Origin of the sequence: Bartonella sp. JB63, from assembly GCF_002022665.1 — a bacterium.
Classification (GTDB): Bacteria; Pseudomonadota; Alphaproteobacteria; order Rhizobiales; family Rhizobiaceae; genus Bartonella.
This window is the reverse complement of the sequence record NZ_CP019788.1, coordinates 728,715-743,666: the sequence shown is the minus strand read 5'-3', so window position 1 is coordinate 743,666 and position 14,952 is coordinate 728,715. Positions and strand designations below refer to the sequence as shown.

At 32.0% G+C, this 14,952-nt stretch carries 13 protein-coding genes and 2 tRNA genes; 10 read left to right on the top strand and 5 right to left on the bottom strand.

Translation table 11 applies throughout. The annotated features are described in order from the left end of the window. Nucleotides 1–16: 16 nt before the first annotated feature. The gene (yidD, locus tag BJB63x_RS03225; protein ID WP_078719643.1) at nucleotides 17–361 is read right to left on the bottom strand and encodes a membrane protein insertion efficiency factor YidD; all 345 of its coding nucleotides are present in this window, start codon (nucleotides 359–361) and stop codon (nucleotides 17–19) included. After that, on the bottom strand, nucleotides 362–790 hold the full coding sequence (locus BJB63x_RS03220; RefSeq protein WP_078718982.1) for an iron-sulfur cluster assembly scaffold protein: 429 nt from the start codon (nucleotides 788–790) through the stop codon (nucleotides 362–364). Between the two features lie 125 nt (nucleotides 791–915). On the opposite strand from BJB63x_RS03220, the gene folE reads away from it, so the two are divergent. From folE to BJB63x_RS03200, 4 genes are all read left to right on the top strand, one after another. Then, entirely contained in the window at nucleotides 916–1,518 is a 603-nt protein-coding gene (gene folE, locus BJB63x_RS03215; protein WP_442855953.1) for a GTP cyclohydrolase I FolE, read from the top strand. 152 nt (nucleotides 1,519–1,670) lie between these two features. Then, nucleotides 1,671–1,755, top strand: a tRNA-Leu gene (locus BJB63x_RS03210). A gap of 201 nt (nucleotides 1,756–1,956) precedes the next feature. Continuing rightward, nucleotides 1,957–3,138, top strand: a complete 1,182-nt coding sequence (locus tag BJB63x_RS03205) for an alpha/beta hydrolase (protein WP_078719532.1) — start codon at nucleotides 1,957–1,959, stop codon at nucleotides 3,136–3,138. 142 nt (nucleotides 3,139–3,280) lie between these two features. Then, nucleotides 3,281–3,772: a hypothetical protein gene (locus tag BJB63x_RS03200; RefSeq protein ID WP_078718980.1), complete on the top strand. Its 492-nt coding sequence runs from the start codon at nucleotides 3,281–3,283 to the stop codon at nucleotides 3,770–3,772. 501 nt (nucleotides 3,773–4,273) lie between these two features. Here BJB63x_RS03200 and glpD read toward each other — a convergent pair. Next, entirely contained in the window at nucleotides 4,274–5,779 is a 1,506-nt protein-coding gene (gene glpD / locus BJB63x_RS03195; RefSeq protein ID WP_078718979.1) for a glycerol-3-phosphate dehydrogenase, read from the bottom strand. Nucleotides 5,780–6,048: 269 nt separating this feature from the next. Between glpD and BJB63x_RS03190 the strand changes: the two genes are divergently transcribed. The 6 genes from BJB63x_RS03190 (at nucleotide 6,049) to cobT (ending at nucleotide 12,679) form a co-directional block, all read left to right on the top strand. Next, the gene (locus tag BJB63x_RS03190; protein ID WP_078718978.1) at nucleotides 6,049–6,918 is read left to right on the top strand and encodes a DsbA family protein; all 870 of its coding nucleotides are present in this window, start codon (nucleotides 6,049–6,051) and stop codon (nucleotides 6,916–6,918) included. A gap of 226 nt (nucleotides 6,919–7,144) precedes the next feature. Then, nucleotides 7,145–7,624, top strand: coding sequence for an acetyl-CoA carboxylase biotin carboxyl carrier protein (gene accB / locus BJB63x_RS03185; RefSeq protein ID WP_078719642.1), 480 nt, complete (start codon nucleotides 7,145–7,147; stop codon nucleotides 7,622–7,624). Between the two features lie 14 nt (nucleotides 7,625–7,638). Further along, entirely contained in the window at nucleotides 7,639–8,997 is a 1,359-nt protein-coding gene (accC, locus tag BJB63x_RS03180; RefSeq protein ID WP_078719641.1) for an acetyl-CoA carboxylase biotin carboxylase subunit, read from the top strand. 317 nt (nucleotides 8,998–9,314) lie between these two features. Next, nucleotides 9,315–9,390 (top strand) — tRNA-Thr (locus BJB63x_RS03175). 960 nt (nucleotides 9,391–10,350) lie between these two features. Continuing rightward, entirely contained in the window at nucleotides 10,351–11,331 is a 981-nt protein-coding gene (dusA, locus tag BJB63x_RS03170; RefSeq protein WP_078719531.1) for a tRNA dihydrouridine(20/20a) synthase DusA, read from the top strand. Nucleotides 11,332–11,689: 358 nt separating this feature from the next. Further along, nucleotides 11,690–12,679, top strand: coding sequence for a nicotinate-nucleotide--dimethylbenzimidazole phosphoribosyltransferase (gene cobT / locus BJB63x_RS03165; protein ID WP_078718977.1), 990 nt, complete (start codon nucleotides 11,690–11,692; stop codon nucleotides 12,677–12,679). 584 nt (nucleotides 12,680–13,263) lie between these two features. Here the strand turns inward: cobT and BJB63x_RS03160 are convergent. Both BJB63x_RS03160 and BJB63x_RS03155 read right to left on the bottom strand, forming a co-directional pair. Next, entirely contained in the window at nucleotides 13,264–13,899 is a 636-nt protein-coding gene (locus tag BJB63x_RS03160) for a uracil-DNA glycosylase family protein (protein WP_078718976.1), read from the bottom strand. A gap of 43 nt (nucleotides 13,900–13,942) precedes the next feature. Next, nucleotides 13,943–14,446, bottom strand: coding sequence for a thermonuclease family protein (locus tag BJB63x_RS03155; protein ID WP_153300751.1), 504 nt, complete (start codon nucleotides 14,444–14,446; stop codon nucleotides 13,943–13,945). Nucleotides 14,447–14,952 lie beyond the last annotated feature (506 nt).

Below are 14,952 nucleotides of genomic sequence, written 5' to 3'. Positions count from 1 at the left end.
TTTAAAAAAGAAAGGATTATTTATTGTGTTTGATAGAAATTTTCCAATAATGCCAAGGCTTATAGGAATTTTCAATAGAGGTTGGTACTGGATCAAAGCCATTTGTTCCAAAGGGACCACAGCGGATAAGACGAAAAAAACCCATCCATGCACCTGCCCATAGACCATGGCGTGCAATTGCTTCATAGGTATATTCTGAACAAGTTGGTCTGTGACGACACTGATTACCTATAAAATTGGACAGTGTTATTTGATAGAAACGTATTAATCCAATACCAAGTAATCGTCCAGGTGTTTTTTGCCAAGGTTCTTTGTAATTTCTTGTGTATGTTTTTTTTGTTTTTACCTGTTGTTTAGCCATTCATTTTTCTTCAATTTGTTTAATACAATCTATGACCGCATCAAAAGTAAGCATTACTGATCCATGACGCGTTTTATAGTCTTTAATAGGTTGTAGGCAAGCAAATGCTTCAAATGGAGCTGAAGGGGGAGGGCCATTTTTTGTTAACATATGCTGAATAATTTCATGTAATATTTTAAGATCTTGTGTTTTTTGGCCAACGATATGATGTGCAAGAATAGAAGATGAAGCTTGTCCAAGTACACATGCGCATATCTCATGAGCAAAATCTATGATGATGCTATTTGCTACTTTTAGGTCTACGGTAACAATCGATCCACAAAAGCGCGCACATTTTTTTGATGTTGCATCCGGATTATTAAGACGGCCAATTTTGCTTATATGTGCAGCATGTTCAAGTATTTTATTACTATAGACATTGTCAATCATAAGCTACTAAACTTTCAAGAGTTAATGCTATTTAAGCTTTTAATTTGTTTATATAAAGATTATGAAAATAGGTATATAATAAACATTTTATACATAATAATTTGGAGTTTTTAATGTGTGATGTGATGGAAGGAAGAGCAAAAAGTTCATTTCTCTTTGAGCAAAAAAAGCCTAGTGTTAAAGAAGTAGAGATGGCGATTCATACATTGCTGTTATGGATAGGAGAAAATCCAAATCGAGAAGGTCTTTTAAAGACGCCAAGTCGTATTGCTAAAGTGTATCGTGAATTTTTTACAGGTTATGACGAATCAGTTGAAGAAATTTTAGGTACAGTTTTTGAAGAAGTTTCAGGATATAATGAACCAGTTATAATGAAGAATATTTCTTTTTATTCACATTGTGAACATCATATGCTTCCAATTATTGGTAAAGCTCATATTGCTTATCTTCCTGATAAAAAGGTTGTTGGACTTTCAAAAATTGCACGTGTTGTAGATGCTTTTTCTCGTCGTTTACAAACACAAGAAACCATGACAGCACAAATAGTTGATGCTCTAGAAACACATCTGAAGCCTCGTGGTGTTGCTGTAGTGGTTGAGGCTGAGCATATGTGTATGGGTATGAGAGGAATACGAAAGCAAGGGACCATGACAATTACAACAAGTTTTCATGGATATTATCAAAGTGATCAAGTCGCACAAGCTAGTTTTATGTCATTGATACGCTAATTATGGTAAACTATTTATGCGCTTTGAGAATTTATTTTATTAAGCATAAATTCACATGAAATGAAATAAATTATAAGAATACAAAAATAAACTTGTGCCCTACTGTGTGATTTGTTAAATGCGGAGAGTAATAATTTTTACTTCTAATTTGTGCGGTCGTGGCGGAATTGGTAGACGCGCAGCGTTGAGGTCGCTGTGGGGCAACTCGTGGAAGTTCGAGTCTTCTCGACCGCACCATTTGTGTTTTTTTGTGATTGATTTTAAAATGCAGATAAAAGCTATGATATTGAGCGTTAGTAGGTGAATTCTGTACATTTTTTTAAATGTCTTGTATAATTACTTTAATTACAGATCGTTAGAAACTGTATCTTTTGTTATTACTATAGGTACGAAATATGAGCTCTTTTTTAATTTTTAATAAGATTGGGTGGTATCATAGTGAAAAGTGTATTGTTTTTTAAATATTTAGTATTTTTTATTTGCATTACTTTATTAGTTGCATGTGATGGGTCACGTGCTGTACTTTGGCATGGAATACATGCAACACCGTCTATGGTTGCGGTACAACAGAAAGTTGAAAAGCCAATTCCTCCGAAAGCTATTATCCCAGTATATGTTGCTACAAGTCGTATGATGCAGGATAATTATTCTCAGCCTTATGGAGCAAAACGGTCAAATAAAGTATACTATAACCGTGTTGATGTAGGAATTCCTCAAAAACATGTGAAAGGTGTGGTTGAGACAAATGCTTATAAACCGAGTCATGATAAATATTTTGCAGCAGTCGCTTTGCAAAAATATGATAATAAAGAGCAATTTAAACAGCAATTAAATATTGCGTTAGCAAAAAAGCCAAAAGGAAAAAAAGAAATTTTCCTTTTTATTCATGGTTACAATAACAATTTTGCAGATGGTACATTTCGTACAGCCCAATTTGCTTACGATTATTCTTTGAATGTTGTTAATGTACACTATTCATGGCCTTCAGCTGGTGCGATACCTCTTTATATTTATGATCGCGATAGCGCCAATTTTGCACGTGATGGATTGATAGAACTTCTGATGATTATAAGTGAAACAAAAGCTGATCAGGTATCAATTATTGCGCATTCTATGGGCAATCTTGTTACAATGGAAGCATTTAGAACTTTAGCATTACAAGGAAAATACAAGCTAATTCATCGCATTACAAGTTTTTTAATGGCTGCTCCGGACATTGATCTTGATGTATTTGAGCGTCAACTTAATGATATTAAACAATTACCTCAACCAACAGCTATTTTGGTATCTCGTAAAGACAAAGCGCTTGCTGTTTCAAGAAAGCTTACAGGTGGACACCCTCGTGTAGGAGATGGCTCAAATATTGAAATATTACGAAAGAATGGAATAGCTATTCTTGATTTATCTAATGTTGACGGTGGGACGCATAATGTATTTGCATCTTCACCAACATTAATGGCTTTATCTCGAGAGGGATCTTTAGCTTCAACGATTATGCAAGAAACAGAATTATCACCTAGTCAAGCCATTCTTTCTGATGGTAGCAATATCTTAAAGAAAACAACAGATTTTATTCTTTATACACCTATGCATCTCCTATCCCCATTAACCAATCCTTAAATATAAAAAAAAACCAAATATAATAATTGGATATAAATAAATTAGAAAAGAGATTTTTTAGCATTTTCTTTAGAATAGTTCTATAGGACTAAAAATGAATAGTGGGATAAATGTATACAATTAATCATTAGGTAGGTTTATGATGGTTAAAAAAAAACACTATACTAATACGCTTACGTTAGTCGATTATTTGTCTTATTCTGCAGTTAGACTATTAAATATTCATGCTATGCTTTTAAAAGTAAGAAAAGACAACATAGGCGGAGCGCCAGATTTATTGCATAAAATTGATGTCACTAAACAGCAGTTAGATGAAATAAGTTATGCTCTTGTTTTAGAATATCGTAAACGTCAAGAAAATGAGCATTTTTTAAAACAAATTTTAATGTCAATTTCAGACCAGATTTTTTCACTTAATAATAGCTTTAGAGAAACTAGCCGCCTTTTATTTCAAGAAATACGAACTCTCCAGTCACAAATTCAGTGTTTTTATGAAGGTGAGGGGAAAAAACATTCATTAACTGATAATCAAGAATCTTCTTATTCTTCGTCGAAAATTGATGAGATTATTCAACGATTACAAAAAGCAAGGCAGAATCTTGCTTTTGAAAACCCACATCTCTTTGAGAAATAATACTGAAGTTCAAAATAAAAGCTGAAATGCATAATAAATTGATTCTTGATGGTATTAATTACAATTTAATTAGATTGATAATACCAAAGCGCTAGTTTTGTTGAAGAGATACTTTTTGTTTTCATTATTTATAAGCACAAAAATTGTGCACATCTTTCTTTGGCCCTTTTTTTTGAATTGATATTTTTGAGAAAATAATTCTATTGGAAACTTAATGAGAAATAGGAATAACTTTGATTATTTATAGATAGTCATAAAAGTCTCAAGAAAAAAAATATTTAATTTTAAGTGATATTATAAATATGATAAAAATTTTAAGTTAACCTGATAGTCCAATCCAAATGTAACCCTGTATATTAATAATTGCTGCTGTCTTAATATCTAAGACTCCATTTATAATTTTTTGACGAAAATGAAGTTGAAATGCCATAATCAAATTTTTACGAACTGATCAAAGTTTAGATATACAAAGTTTTATGTACTCTAGTGAAAAAACACTCTCTATTTTTTTCCTCTTTTATCTTCTATATAGGCGGCAAGAGCATCAGTTTCATGTTTATTAAAAAAAAGGCCAAGTTTTGAACGACGCCATAATATATCTTCACATGTCCTTGCCCATTCTTTTTCCATTAGCCATTTCACTTCTATTTCATAAAGCCCATGCCCAAAATATTTTCCTTTATCCACATTACCATTTGCAAATATTACAAATGTCTCTGAGCCATAGGATCGAGCAAGCCTACGGCAAGTAAAAACATCTAAATCTGGAAGCAAAACAGCAATTCTGTTTTCAATTATATCTAACCTATTGTATGGAAAATCGCCTCCAGGAAGCACAGAATTCAATGTCCATGGTCCTTTCTTAGGACCAAGGGCTTTTTCAATAAATTTCATCACATCTTCAGCCAATATGCGATAAGTCGTGATTTTTCCACCATATAGATTAAGAATTTTTGGTGTATCTTCCACTCCAATTTCTTTTAGAACATAATCACGTGTTATTTCTTGAGCTCTTGAAGAACAATCATCATAAAGAGGACGAACGCCCGAATAAGTCCATATAATGCTCTCACGTAATATTGGTTGTTTGAAATATTCATTTGCTACTGCACAGATATAATCGATTTCTTTATCACTAATAGCTACATTAGCAGGATCACCTTGATAATCACAATCTGTTGTTCCAATTAATGTAAACTCTTCCTGATATGGGATGGCGAAAATAATACGATCATCACTATTTTGCAAAATATAAGCGCGATTATGAATATCGAATTTAGGAACCAAAATATGGGAACCTTTAACAAGCCGCATAGGCGGAAGCTCTGTAGAATTTAAAACATTGGCTAAAACCTGATTTATCCAAGGACCAACCATATTTGCAATATAAGAAGCTGTAACACAATATTTTTTATTATTTAACTTATCATGAAGAGTAATAAGCCATTTTTTCTCTTCTATTTTTAAGGATAGAACTTCTGTTCGTACTTTTATATCAGCGCCCCATTTTTCTGCGTCTCGTGCATTAGCAATAACCAAACGAGCATCATCTACTATCGCATCAGAATATTCAAAACCCTTACGATAATTTTCTTTTAAAAAGGTGTCAAAATTTTTTGACAAATCAATCATCTTGGTCCGCTGAAATATTTGATTCCAACCACCAAGATAATCATAAATAAAAAGTCCAAAGCGTAATATCCAAGGAGACCGTAATTTTTTATGATAAGGTAGGATAAAGCGCAAAGGATGCACAATGTGTGGAGCCATACGCCAAATAATCTCGCGTTCCTTCAATGCTTTACGAACTAATCCAAATTCACAGTGTTCAAGATAACGAAGACCGCCATGAATAAGCTTTGTTGATGCACTTGATGTACCCGATGCGAGATCATTCATTTCAGCTAATCCAACACTAAATCCACGACCAGCTGCATCTCTAGCCACTCCACATCCATTTATTCCACCACCAATGACAAATAGATCATAATGTGTTGAGGCTTTCATTGTTTTTCTTTCATATTAATTTTACTTTGCTCTATCTTGTTAAATTATAGAAACATCTGCACAATCAAGACAAACGTTTTACATCAAATATTGACATATTTTTTTGTTTAAAAAATATGCATAGAAGTATTCTGTATATTAATCGTAAGAAATAGATTATTTCCATAATTTGCTAAATTACATATTACAATTAAATTGGTTGGTTGCATAAATATGATACTTTGTCATATAAGTTTATAAATACTTCAGCCAAATACAAAGACAGATAAATGATTAATCAAACTCAATATTCAAAAATACTATTTGTAAAGAAAATTTTAATAATAATTATATTGAGTGTTTTTATGTATCCATTTTTATCAAATGCGCAAACAAAAGAAAAAACATTAGATCACCTGACTATAGAGAATCTTAAAATACAACTTTTGGAAGATTCTGCTTTTTTATCTAGATTTAGCGATAAAAGCACAAAAAATATCAATGATAATTATATTCGACAAATTGTAAGAGACTATCTACTCAATAATCCAGAAATTATGATTGAAATGCAACTTATCCTTCAAGAAAAGTTTGAGCAGAGTCATCAAAAAGAAGCTGAAAAACAAACTGCAATTATTAAATCATTGGAAAAAAAAATTTTTCAGTCTCCTCATGATGCCATTTTGGGAAATCCAGATGGCAAAATAGTTCTTGTTGAATTTTTTGATTACAATTGCAAACATTGTAAACATTCCTATTCAGATTTAATAAGCCTAACACAAGAATATTCAGATCTACGGATAGTCATTAAAGATTTACCAATTTTAGGACCTGATTCGATGGCAACACATATTATTGCCCAAATTTTTAGAAAACAATTTCCAGATAAGTATTTTCAGTTTCATAAAAAACTCTTAATGAGTCAAAGTCGTACAAATGAAGAAAAAGCTATAAAAATGGCAGTTTTTTTAGGAGCGAATGAAAAAGAATTACGCAATGCAATACAAGATTCGAGCTTACAGAAACTTTTTCAGGAGAATATTCAAATTGCTTCTGCGTTGGGTATTACTGGTGCTCCTGCTTATATCATTGGAGATAAAGTATTTATTGGAGCTGTAAAAAAAAATGTTTTGCAAACAGTAATAGAAGATACGCAATGAAATTCTCTTTATTTGATTCTCTCTATTAAGAGGTACATAAATATGTTGATTCTTTATTTTTGCTTTGTGTTAACAGATTTATAAATATGGGTTTGTTTAGCAGATTAATTTAATTACAATGTGAACAACAATATTAGAAAAGATTTCATTAAAGATTTAAAGCTATTTAGTCATAGCAATAATAAGTACTAGCAATCTTTATCGGTCAAGGAGTTTTAGAAATAAAATGGCAATGAAAAAAATAGATGCTACTAAATATACTGGCATTGATACGGCAATTATCCGCGACCTTGCTGAAATTTTGAATGATACGAATCTAACCAATATTGAAGTTGAACAAGATGGATTACGCATTTGTGTAGCGCGCCAAAATACTACTTCTGAGCAAACAGTTTATGCGCCTGTTTCTTCTTCTACAGTGGTTCCTTCTCCAGTTCCAACAACTGTAGGTTCTACAAAAAAAGAGAAATCAAAAAATGAGATAGCATCTCCAATGGTTGGCACAGCATATCTTGCGCCTGCACCTGGCGCACAGCCTTTTGTAAAGGTAGGGCAAAATGTTTCTGAAGGTCAAACCCTATTGATTATTGAAGCAATGAAAACAATGAATCAAATTCTGTCACCGCATTCAGGTACTGTGACTGCTATTTTGGTTAAAGATGGTCAACCAGTTGAATTTGATGAGCCACTTATTATCGTTGAATAAAGCGAGGGACAGTTATGATTCAAAAAATCCTCATTGCTAATCGAGGAGAAATTGCTCTTCGCATTTTGCGAGCGTGTAAAGAACTTGGAATTAAAACTGTAGCTGTTCATTCAACAGCTGATGCTGATGCTATGCATGTTCGTCTTGCTGATGAAAGCGTCTGTATTGGTCCTCCTCAATCTCGCGATTCTTATTTAAATGTTCATCAACTTATTTCTGCCTGTGAAATTACAGGAGCAGATGCTGTTCATCCAGGCTATGGATTTCTTTCTGAGAATGCAAAGTTTGCAGATGTATTGGAGGCTCATAATATTACATTTATAGGTCCAACAGCTGCGCATATTCGTATAATGGGTGATAAAATAGAAGCTAAAAAAACTGCCAAAAAGCTCGGTATTCCTGTTGTACCAGGTTCAAATGAAGCTATAGTCGAAGAAGAAGAAGCTCTACGCATTGCTAATGAAATTGGCTACCCAGTTATTATTAAAGCTTCTGCAGGTGGTGGCGGACGTGGTATGAAAGTTGTTCATTCTGAGCGGAAACTTTTAATAGCTCTCAAAACAGCACGTTCAGAAGCCTGTGCTGCTTTTAATGATGATGCGGTTTATATTGAAAAATATCTAGAAAAACCACGTCACATTGAAATTCAGGTCATGGGTGATGGAGTTGGTAAAGCTATACACTTAGGAGAACGTGATTGTTCACTTCAACGGCGCCACCAAAAAGTATGGGAAGAGGCTAATTCTCCTGCACTTAATGAAACTGAGCGGAAAAAAATTGGCAATATTGTTGCAAATGCTTGTGCAAAACTTGGATATCGTGGGGCAGGTACCGTTGAGTTTCTTTACGAAAATGGTGAATTCTATTTTATTGAAATGAATACTCGTTTACAAGTTGAGCATCCTGTAACTGAAGCAATTACAGGTATAGATTTAGTTCATGAACAAATTCACATTGCATCTGGTTTAGGGCTTTCAGTCGCACAAAAAGATATTCATTTTTCTGGACATGCTATTGAATGCCGTATTAATGCTGAAGACCCAATTGATTTTACACCATCTCCAGGACTTATTACCCATTTTCATACACCTGGGGGGGTAGGAGTTCGTGTTGATTCAGGTGCTTATTCAGGTTATCGTATTCCTCCCTATTATGACAGCTTAATCGGAAAACTGATTGTTCACGGGCGTACACGTTTGGAATGTATGATGCGTTTACGGCGTGCTTTAAGTGAATTTGTGATTGATGGCATCAAAACTACATTACCTTTATTTTGTGATCTTATTGACAATCAAGATATTGCCAATGGTAATTATGATATCCATTGGTTAGAAAAATATCTCTCTGATAAATCAGTCTCTTCCGATTTATAAACGTTAGGTAAATGGTGAATGTATATAAAATACTTTTGTCTTTTACTTATAATAAATATATTTTAGATATAAAATTTGGGTTCATTAATTTTTGTATTTTTTAACAATCTCTAAAAGAATGGATTTAATTGTTATATTAGAAATTGTTCAATCTAAATGCATTAAAAAAAAAACAATAAATAAGATTGGCATCAGACATATTTATCAAAAAAAATCCAATTAATTTGATTTAGGTATATATATTTTAAATATATAAACGACAATCTATAATTTTTTATTTGCCTTTTTGTGAGTTTATGCTATTCCCGACGCAATATGCCCTTATAGCTCAGTTGGTAGAGCACCTGATTTGTAATCAGGGGGTCGGGAGTTCGAGTCTCTCTGGGGGCACCATCTTTTTTATCAAAATTTTGGAATATATAGATTTTTTTCTTTATTTATATGGGCGGTTTTTTATTTACTTTTCTGCTTGCCTTTTTACTTATACAATTGTGCTCAAATTTCCTCTATATTTTGTTTTGATATAAATGGCAGTGTTTTTGTGTTCTTTTCTTAGCAGTAATTTTTCTTCTCTCAATTTACCTTTATGTACATTTTAGTTTTTGTCTTTATTTTTTAAAAGAAGCAATGTTTTTGAAGCAAATTGTAGCGTAATGACTTTTTTGAGAGCTTTAACAGGAGAACATGCGATGTTTACAAAGTTTTTTGCCTATGTGTTTTAAAAAATAGAACGGAAAATTTCTTTAGCTAGTTTTAAACGTGTAAGCTCTTCATCAGTCAATGGTCTGAGAATTTATAATTTCCCAATCTTTTTATATAATTGTGTCACTTTTCAAAAATTTCTACTTCATCTTTTTGATCAATCAAAATAAAAAATTTTTATTCCATTATTATAATGGATCAATTTCTAAATTTTTTCAAAGATTTAGAAAAATTCTGATAAAAAATAGTATGTTCAATTTTATTTACAAAGTCTTATAAATTAAAAAGCGTTATTTTTAAATTGTTATATATATTCATGAATATGTACTGAGGCAATAATATTTGATTTTACTGTTTAAGATATATTATTTGATTAATTAGAAAAATTAAAAATGCCAGTGTTTATAAATTCAGAAATTATCCTAGAAAAAGAAAATAATCGAATTAAGAGATTATATATTGTATGTACCTTTTTATTAGTTGTTGGAAGAATTTTAGACAATTAAAGATCCATAAAATATGGAATGTATTTTTATTTTTTCAGAAATTGTTCAGAAATAAGAGAGAATAAAATATCTGTATCTGGATAGGAAGAAGAGGTTATTTTTTTGCTTAATAGTATAATAATAGAAATATATGAGTAATGATCCTATGACGTTTTATCATTCTCCATCATTGGTAAAATTTGCGGTAGCACCAATGTTGGGTTGGACAGATCGGCATTGCAGATTTTTTTATCGTCTTTTGACGAAGAAGGCATTACTTTACACTGAAATGTTTGTAGCTGATACTGTGATTCACGGTATTCGTGAAAAATTATTGGCTTTTAATGATGAAGAACATCCAATTGCATTACAATTAGGAGGATCAGAACCACAAAAATTAGCAGAAGCTGCACGCATTGTTGAAGATTTTGGTTATGATGAAATTAACTTAAATATTGGTTGTCCATCAGATCGTGTTCAGGCAGGTACATTTGGTGCTTGTTTAATGTTACATCCTGATATTGTAGCGCGGGCTGTGGAAGCGATGAAACGAGCTGTTACTATAGCTGTGACTGTTAAATGTCGCATTGGTGTAGATGATCAGGATGAAGAATTAGCTTTAGATTTTTTAGCTGATCGTGTGTGGAATGCTGGCTGTGATGCGTTGTGGGTACATGCACGTAAAGCGTGGTTAAAAGGATTAAGTCCAAAAGAAAACCGTGATATTCCACCACTTAATTATAAAAGAGTTTATAATTTAAAACGTAAATATGAAAATAATTTCATTGGATTAAATGGTGGAATAAGATCAATTAGTGAAATAAAAGAACACCTAGGATCATGTGATGCTGCTATGGTTGGACGGCAAGTTTATCATAATCCTATTTTTTTATGCCTTATTGATTCTGAAATATATGGTGAGCCACGGAATAATCTTAGTGATTTTGATCTTATTAACGCTATGTATGATTACACTGCCAAACATATCGCATCAGGAGGGCGTCTTTCTCACGTAACACGTCATATGATTGGTTTGTTTCAAGGGCGTGATGGCGCACGTCGATGGCGACAAATATTATCACATGATGCAACAAGGAGAGATGCTAATGTTCATATTTTAAAAGAAGCTTTTTCTGCTATAAGTTAATATCATTTTATGAAAATTTTTAATTTTATCTTAATATTATATAATAACTATGAATAATTATTGAAAAATTGCAGTAACCTAAAGGAAAGGATAGAATTAATAGCTTGATTTACGATAGTTAAACTCTGTTAAAAGTTAAAAAAGATATAAAAGTTTACTGCAATATTATGTATGGCTATATGTAAGTTTAATATTTTTTCCTTAAAGAGATTTTCAGTATTCGCTACATTATCATAGTAGGTGCTTATTAAATAATGCATCCTACATTTGTAGTATGAAAGAAAAACAATAAATTATTTATATCCTATCTATAAAATAAAGTTTTAATTATGTATTGCAAATTCAAAAAGGTATTTTCATGATTGCTAGGCCATTTGATGATTTTCGTGCTTTATTGATAAATTTACCTGTTGCTGATGAATTTACGATAGCTTTAGCAAAAAAACGGCAGGAACAATTAATGAAAACGCAGGGAGTTCTAGGAAAATTAGAAGATATTGCAGTTTGGTATGCGGGATGGAGAGGTGAAGAAAAGCCAATTATAACGAAACCTTTAGTTGCTGTTTTTTCTGGTAATCATGGTATTACTGATGAGGGTGTTACCCCATTTCCGCAATCTATGACACAACAAATGGTACAAAATTTTACGACAGGTTGTGCTGCTATCAATCAGATTTGTATAGCTTATGATCTTGGATTGAAAATATATGATTTGGCACTGGAATATCCAACAATGAATATTACCAAAGATGCAGCAATGGATGAGCGTAGTGCAGCTGCAACAATGGCATTTGGAATGGAGTCAATTGCTGGAGGAACAGATCTCTTGTGTATCGGGGAAATGGGAATCGGCAATACGACTATAGCTTCAGCTTTATGTCTAGCTTTGTTTGGTGGAGAAGCTGAGGAATGGATAGGATCTGGTATGGGAGCTGTAGGAGAATTTTATCAGCGCAAGGTTATGGCAGTAAAGACAGCGATCTCTTTACACAAAAATTATTTTAATGATCCTTTCGAAATTATGCGCCGTTTAGGAGGGCGTGAGATTGCTGCTATGGTAGGGGCTATTTTAGCTGCAAGAATGCAAAAAATTCCGGTTATTTTGGACGGATTTGTAGCAACAGCTGCAGCAGCTGTGTTGTATAAAATAAATCCAACGGCTCTTGATCATACACTGGTTGGACATGTTTCTTCTGAAGCAGCTCATTGTAAACTTTTAAAAAAAATTGGAAAAGAACCACTTTTGGATTTGGGAATGTGTCTTGGTGAAGGAACAGGTGCAGCTATAGCAGCTGGTATTGTTAAAGCAGCTGTTTTAGTTCACGCGCAAATGGGAATTCATGAGTAGAAAGATTTAGTATTAAAAAAAATTAGTAGAAAAAATTTATCAAAATATAGATTTGAGCTCCCCATTCCTTTTTTATATAAAGGAGGTATTTGATCTTATAATTTTTCATAATTTGATATCTTATATTACCACTTTTTTATTTTGATTTGTTGATTACATATTTTTGGCATCTTTTTTTTAAAAATATCATATGATAAGCTCTTACTCCTTTATAAAATTACTTCTAAAATGAATTTTAAAATTAAAATTGAATTTAAATAGAAAGATTTTTTCTACAGATTGGGGGGATCGGTCACAAATTTTGAATCCTATTTTCTTAAGTGAATTCATATTTAAGATGAGATGTTATTTACATTAGTCATAATAACGATAACTTTTTCTAAACAGAGTTTTGATTAACAGTTTCAAAAGGGAATCGGATATTACACATTAGGTAAAGAGACTTCTGTCATAAAGAGTAGAGTCAGCTTTATAGCAAAAGTTATTAATTATATTTGGCTATTATAGTCTCATATTGTTAATGTGATGTTGTAAACTTTATATAACTTCAGCTAATTATCAAAAATTGATATACAACATTAAACTTATAAGAATTTACGTACTAAACAGCGAAGATGTACAATAAGCTCATTATTAAACCATGGGTGTTTTTGTAACCAAAAAGTATTTCGCCATGATGGATGAGGCAAAGGCATGACATTATATCCTCGGGGTTGACGTATGGATATGATGTTTTTCCAATCACTGACGGTTGCGGAGACAGTCTTATGTTTTAGGTTTGCAATATGCCATTTTTGCGCATAACTTCCAATCGCAAGGACAAGTTTTATTTGTGGCATAGCTTGAAATACTTTTTCATGCCATATTTCTCGACATTCACTTCTTGGCGGTAAATCAGATTTGTTTTGATCGTAACCAGGAAAGCAAAATCCCATAGGAACAATAGCAAATAGGGATCTATTGTAAAATTCATCGCTTGTTACATCAAGCCAATTACGTAATCTTATGCCAGAACGATCATTAAAAGGTATAGAGCTTTCATGCACACGTAATCCTGGCGCTTGCCCTGCAATTGCAATAGAAGCAGTATTGGATAAATAAACAACAGGTCTTGGTTCATGAGGAAGAGGAGGAAGATAATGTGGATGTTTGATACAAATACGGCAAGAATGAATGTCCTTTTCTAATTTGATAATATGATCACATTGTCGTTGGTTCATGATAAATAAGAAATTAGAAAGATATTGTTATGTAGGCAATAGATTACTTTACTTTATTTACACGGGAATGAGATTTACGCCATTTTTGCGGTTTTTGAAAACTTGACTGCCATATTCCTTTTTTTTGTTTTTTGGCTTCTTGTTCTTCTTTACGATAGCTATAGAAGCTTATAGCCCAACCATTACGCACCATCGCTGCGTTAATGTTATTAACTTTTTTTGTTCCACATATAGCAAGAATACGGTGATATTTGTCTTTTTTAGACCAATGACACGTAACAGATTGATTATCTATAAGTTTTTCTAATTTTTTTTTAGCTTGGAAGCCGCATGCATAACGTTCTTTTTTTATGCCGCAAAATTGATTGAGCTCAGGAGCATCGATTCCTGCAAGTCGAATTATAACATCAGCAATCTTAATTGAATCACCATCAATGACTAATACGTTACCTTTTATAGATTTTGGGGGAACGGAAATTATGCTTGGGATTTGTGCTATGGTGGATCTCGAATAAATTGTTTCATTAATAAGAACAATAATTATCATAATGACACTGAAAATGATAAATTTTTTACTGAAACTATTCGAATTATAAGGAAAGGTATTTATTTTCATGAACTAGGAATTATAATGGTGTAATTATGTTATTAGTTAGGTAATATATCGGTAATCTGTTGTACTAACTTTCTAAGTTTGAAAAGGATTTATTGCACTTTATATATAAATATATTTTAGTGCTAATGATGGCGAGATAACATTTGCTATCAAATAAATTATATTGATCATTTGGATATAAATTTATATTTTATGGTAGTTTCTATTAAAAATAGCTGGGAATTTGTTATTTTTCATCATCAATAATAAAAAAAATATTGCAGTTAAAATTATTAAATTAATAAAAAATATTTTTATTAGAATGATAAAAAGATATTATAGAAATGTTTTTTTCATAAATACAAAGAGCTTATTTCTTTATTCAATTAAAAGATTAAAAAACTATTAATTTCAGTATTATAAAAAAATTGTGAGAATTTTACTTTTTTAAAAGAAGT

Bases quoted from the DNA above. Each gene is read 5' to 3' on its own strand.
- yidD (WP_078719643.1), bottom strand. From the start codon at position 361: ATGGCTAAACAACAGGTAAAAACAAAAAAAACATACACAAGAAATTAC.
- BJB63x_RS03220 (WP_078718982.1), bottom strand. From the start codon at position 790: ATGATTGACAATGTCTATAGTAATAAAATACTTGAACATGCTGCACAT.
- folE (WP_442855953.1), top strand. From the start codon at position 916: ATGGAAGGAAGAGCAAAAAGTTCATTTCTCTTTGAGCAAAAAAAGCCT.
- BJB63x_RS03200 (WP_078718980.1), top strand. From the start codon at position 3,281: ATGGTTAAAAAAAAACACTATACTAATACGCTTACGTTAGTCGATTAT.
- glpD (WP_078718979.1), bottom strand. From the start codon at position 5,779: ATGAAAGCCTCAACACATTATGATCTATTTGTCATTGGTGGTGGAATA.
- BJB63x_RS03190 (WP_078718978.1), top strand. From the start codon at position 6,049: ATGATTAATCAAACTCAATATTCAAAAATACTATTTGTAAAGAAAATT.
- accB (WP_078719642.1), top strand. From the start codon at position 7,145: ATGGCAATGAAAAAAATAGATGCTACTAAATATACTGGCATTGATACG.
- accC (WP_078719641.1), top strand. From the start codon at position 7,639: ATGATTCAAAAAATCCTCATTGCTAATCGAGGAGAAATTGCTCTTCGC.
- dusA (WP_078719531.1), top strand. From the start codon at position 10,351: ATGACGTTTTATCATTCTCCATCATTGGTAAAATTTGCGGTAGCACCA.
- cobT (WP_078718977.1), top strand. From the start codon at position 11,690: ATGATTGCTAGGCCATTTGATGATTTTCGTGCTTTATTGATAAATTTA.
- BJB63x_RS03160 (WP_078718976.1), bottom strand. From the start codon at position 13,899: ATGAACCAACGACAATGTGATCATATTATCAAATTAGAAAAGGACATT.
- BJB63x_RS03155 (WP_153300751.1), bottom strand. From the start codon at position 14,446: ATGATAATTATTGTTCTTATTAATGAAACAATTTATTCGAGATCCACC.